Here is a 4,553-nt window from a genome sequence, read left to right as displayed (position 1 = left end):
ATCAAGAAAAAAGTAACAACAAAAATTCATTTTCTACTAATTGCGTCAACGCAAACCAAAGAGTTGCTAAATATAATCGAAGAAAAACCACAGTCGTGAACGGATACAAATACCTTTATTTCTTCAGCCTTAGCATTTTTGTTCAGCTTAGCTGTTCGCATTAGCTTTTATATTACTTTTTTATCAAAAAAAAGTATCACAGCAACTTTTTTTACTTTTTAATCACCAATGGGGCTATAGTTAGACTCATTTTTCTTCCTTCTAGTTTAGGTAGTTGTTCTGCTTTCCCATAGGCTTCTAATCCTTGGGAAAACCTAAGCAAAATCAACTCGCCTCTTTCTTTAAACATAATTTCTCTCCCTACAAATTTAACGCAAACTTTTACTTTAGCACCAGCTTGTAAAAAGTTAATGGCATGTTTTAACTTGAAGTCGAAGTCATGATCACTTGTATTGGGACCAAAACGAATTTCTTTTATAATGATTTTTTGGGCATTGCTTTTTATTTCCTTATGCTTTCTTTTTTGTAGGTATTTAAATTTAGCATAATCCATTACCCTACAAATAGGAAAGTCAGCTCCTTTGGCAATTTCCACTAAATCAAGTTCTTGCTTGGCCGCAATGGCTAAAGCTTCACGAATAGCATAAACACCAGTAACCACATTATCACCAACTAAACGGACTTCTGGTGCAGTAATGCGTTCGTTTACGTTATGGGCTTCTTTTATTATATTTTTCAAATGGCTAAATATTGATTATGGTCTGTGGTAGACAATCCGCTCAATTTAGCCAATAATTTTTTGGCTATGATTGTTAATATATAAATATCTAAACAATTTTTCAATAAAGTGTGTTGCACAATATGTTCTCTTTTGATAAGCTGTAAACCGATTTGTTGGTTCAGTATGGCTATCCTAAGTTTTTTGCGCTGCTTTAGTGCGCCTGCGCAATATTAAAAATAGTCCTGCTATTCCCCAAGGTAAGCTAAGCAACTGACCCATATTCAACCACATGTCGTTTTCAAATGCAACTTGATTTTCTTTATAACATTCGCAAAAGACACGAATGCAAGCGGCTGCTACTATAAGTGCACCAAATATACGACCAGGTGCTATGGTTTGACCTTTTCGATACCACCACAAAAGTAGGATAATAAAAACTAAGAAATAGGCAATGGATTCATAAAGTTGTGCCGGATGCCTTGGAATACCCCAAGTATAAACGGTAGCTTGATAATTCCCATCTTTTTTTTCTAGACTGTAGCATAGCGGGGTAGCATAGGTTTCATAAATGTTAGGTGCTTGGCTAAAATGAGCTTTTTGGACTAAGTGATTTTTTAAAGATTGCTCCAAGAAATTTTTAATCGCTTTTTCATCTGTCATAGTTTCTTTAAAAGCAATAACTAATGCAATAGGTTGGTAATTACTTTTTAGGGGTAGGATATCAGCTTTAGATGCTTTATCTATGATTAGATGGTCAATTTTAGTAGCATACCGCTTACATAAATCATCATGTAACTCTCTAACAAATACTACACCATAATTAACTCCAGTTGGTTTGCCAATGATTTCAGAATTCATAAAATTACCAATTCGAATCAGTGCACCACCTAAAGGAAATAGAATAGACAAATGGTCAGCAATCCATAAAAAAGTTAAAGAAGAAGAGCGATTTTTAAAATAGATACGGGGAGGAAAGAGAGAAATTTTAATTCGTTTTAGGTATAGAACAATAGCAAGTACCATGGCAATACCAGCTCCATGGCTGGCTAAACCACTGAAACCAGTTATTTTAAAGGTAGGAGAGAAGGTAACAGGTAAAAATATTTCTAAGAGGTGATGTTTGTAATAATTCCAGTCATAAAAGATGACGTGACCCAAACGAGCCCCTAGTAATACGCTCAGTACAATATAGTCTTTAACACGGTCGGCTTCTTCTCTTGGTTTACCCGCTTTGGTAAATATATGATACCAAAGCGGCAGACCGCCTAATACACCAGTAGCAAAAAGTAAGTTATACCAACGTAGGTTTAAAAATCCTTTAGTAAATAGTTCTGGGGATACATCCCATATAATAGTATTTGGCATAAGTATTTGGGTTAATAAAGTTGTGTAAAGCACGTTTTTTTAGCAGTGTCATACAGTTGATAAAGCGTATGATTAGCTATTTAATACCCAATCTACTAGTAAACGAACGCCAAATCCTGTCGCACCTGCATTATGGTATGACCAAGGTTTATCTGTCCAAACGGTACCAGCTATATCTAGATGTGCCCAAGCTGTTTTTTGAATAAATTGCTTTAAAAATAGAGCAGCAGTAATAGATCCACCACCTTTTTTGTTTCCTGTATTACGCATGTCAGCAATAATCGAATCCATACTTTGTAAGTAAGATGCTTCCAATGGCATTTGCCAAATTTTTTCACCTGTTCTTGGAGAAGCTGTCATAAGGCTATTAACCAGTTTTGAATCAGTGCTAAATAAACCGGCTATACGTGTGCCAAGTGCAACCATAATCGCTCCTGTTAAAGTAGCTAAATCGACAATTGCATCTACACCTAGCTTTTCTGCATAGACGAGTGCATCGGCTAGGGTAAGCCTTCCTTCGGCATCTGTGTTATCTATTTCAATGGTTTTACCATTAGAAGCCGTTACTACATCACCAGGCTTGGTGGCGCTGCCATTAATCATATTTTCTGTGGCAGCAATAATAAAATGGATCTCTTTATTCGGTTTAATAGCGCCAATAGCTTCTGCTGCACCTAGCATGGCTGCCGCACCACCCATATCAAATTTCATGAGCTCAATCTGGGCACTTCCTGTCTTTAAATTCAGCCCACCAGAATCAAAAGTAACTCCTTTGCCGATTAGGGCAATTTTTTTAAAATCAGATTGGTTATTAATTGATTTTGGTTTATAAGAAAGATGAATGAACTTGGGTGGTTGGCTAGAACCTTGGGTAACGGAAAGATAAGCGCCCATACCCAGTCGTTGGCAATCTTCTTTTTCTAGAATAGTAAGTTCCAAGCCATGTCTTTGGGCTATGTCAGTCGCTGTTTGAGCCAACATGGAAGGGGTTACATAATTGGCTGGCGCATTTACCAAGTCTCTTGCTAGGTTGGCCCCTGTTGTAATTTTTTGGGCTAGTTGAATGACTTGGTCATCTGCTTTGGCATTTAGCAGATATACTTTTTTAAGATAGGTGGTTGTGGTATCCTTTTTGGATTTAAAACGTTCATCTACATAAGCAGAAAGTAAGATACCTTCAGCAAAGGCTTTTAAATGGTTTTCGTCGGTTAATAATCCTATAAAATCGACAACTACGGATGGCGTATGTAACTGAACAGCTGTTCTGTAAACCGTAGCGGCTGCTTGTCGAATAGTTTCTTGGTCAATCACTTCTTGCTTACCTAAACCAATAAGCATCACTTTACCTATCGAGTGAAGCAAGTTGGCTGTCGCAGTGGTTCCTTGTTTCCCAGTAAACCTGGATTCTTTTATCAAAGGTGCTATGATCTCATGGTAAAAAGGTACACTAGTCAGATGGCTGGTATCAGGGGTAGTATCATGCTTTTCAAAGATACCAAATACATGACAGCTTTGTTCTACTTGTGAGGCTTGGCTGCTTAAAAATTGAAATTCTGGGTACCGCATAGTAAAATAAAATAATAATTGATTTTAAAAAAAAGACTTTTTGGGGTATTCTATTTGGCCCTATGGCAGGGCATGAAAAAAATAAGCAAAAAATTTATTTCACAACAAATCGATTAAATATAAGCATTTATTTATTAGCTGCTACAGGAGATTGTTGCAAAAAAAGCAAATGCTGCACCCATACCTTATAAGGGTAATTCATCCATATCTTTATTTTTAGGTGATTGATTGTGTGGTGTGTGATTGATGACTTGTACACCTTGGGACTTGGGTTTCCCACTACCTAATAATACAAATTGTTGGCCAACAATTTGTGTAATATATTTTTGGTTTCCATCTTTATCTGTATAGAGCCTATGATTTAACTTGCCTTCTATATATACTTGCCTACCCTTACTTAAATATTGGGCCGCAATTTCTGCATGGGGCGTCCAAAGGACTATATCGTGCCAATCTGTATGATTTATTTTGGTACCTTCTTTTGTTTTGTAACTATCATCTGTAGCTACCGTGAGTTGTACACGCATACGCCCACTTTCTAAGTGGCGTATTTCTGGATCTTTTCCTAGATAACCCAAAATAATCACTTTATTAACACTTGCCATATTGATTGTTAACAATGGGGAAAAATGCCTTTTTGTTTTAACTTCAATCTAAGCGATTAGGCGCTACTTTGCAAATAGCCTTTATGGTATAGTATTCATTTATCTAATGGCATAAATTGACGCAATCAATTGACTAACAAACTTTTATAGAAAAATTTTGTATCTGTTCCTGACACTGTTAAAAAATGAATTTTTTAAAGTTACTTTTTGCTTGATCAAAAAGTAGCCAAAAAAACAAGTGCTGATGAAAAAAAAGGCGCGATTTTTCCTAGCATAAGCCATTGGATGAGCGGAAA

At 36.3% G+C, this 4,553-nt stretch carries 4 protein-coding genes; all 4 read right to left on the bottom strand.

Annotated elements, in window-relative coordinates; genetic code table 11:
* Nucleotides 1–211: 211 nt before the first annotated feature.
* The 4 genes from infC to MUW73_RS04015 all read right to left on the bottom strand — a co-directional run bounded on the left by infC (nucleotide 212) and on the right by MUW73_RS04015 (nucleotide 4,257).
* Nucleotides 212–739: a translation initiation factor IF-3 gene (gene infC / locus MUW73_RS04030; RefSeq protein WP_243017979.1), complete on the bottom strand. Its 528-nt coding sequence runs from the start codon at nucleotides 737–739 to the stop codon at nucleotides 212–214.
* A gap of 174 nt (nucleotides 740–913) precedes the next feature.
* Nucleotides 914–2,086 (bottom strand): prolipoprotein diacylglyceryl transferase, encoded by a 1,173-nt coding sequence (locus MUW73_RS04025; protein ID WP_243017980.1) that lies wholly within the window; start codon nucleotides 2,084–2,086, stop codon nucleotides 914–916.
* 72 nt (nucleotides 2,087–2,158) lie between these two features.
* Nucleotides 2,159–3,652 (bottom strand): leucyl aminopeptidase, encoded by a 1,494-nt coding sequence (locus tag MUW73_RS04020; protein ID WP_243017981.1) that lies wholly within the window; start codon nucleotides 3,650–3,652, stop codon nucleotides 2,159–2,161.
* Between the two features lie 185 nt (nucleotides 3,653–3,837).
* Nucleotides 3,838–4,257 carry a single-stranded DNA-binding protein gene (locus MUW73_RS04015; RefSeq protein ID WP_243017982.1) on the bottom strand — a complete coding sequence of 140 codons (420 nt, stop codon included), beginning with the start codon at nucleotides 4,255–4,257 and terminating at the stop codon, nucleotides 3,838–3,840.
* Nucleotides 4,258–4,553 lie beyond the last annotated feature (296 nt).

Origin of the sequence: Candidatus Cardinium sp. cByotN1, from assembly GCF_022810525.1 — a bacterium.
Classification (GTDB): Bacteria; Bacteroidota; Bacteroidia; order Cytophagales; family Amoebophilaceae; genus Cardinium.
The sequence above is the reverse complement of the archived record's forward strand: the minus strand, read 5'-3'. Positions and strand labels throughout refer to the sequence as shown.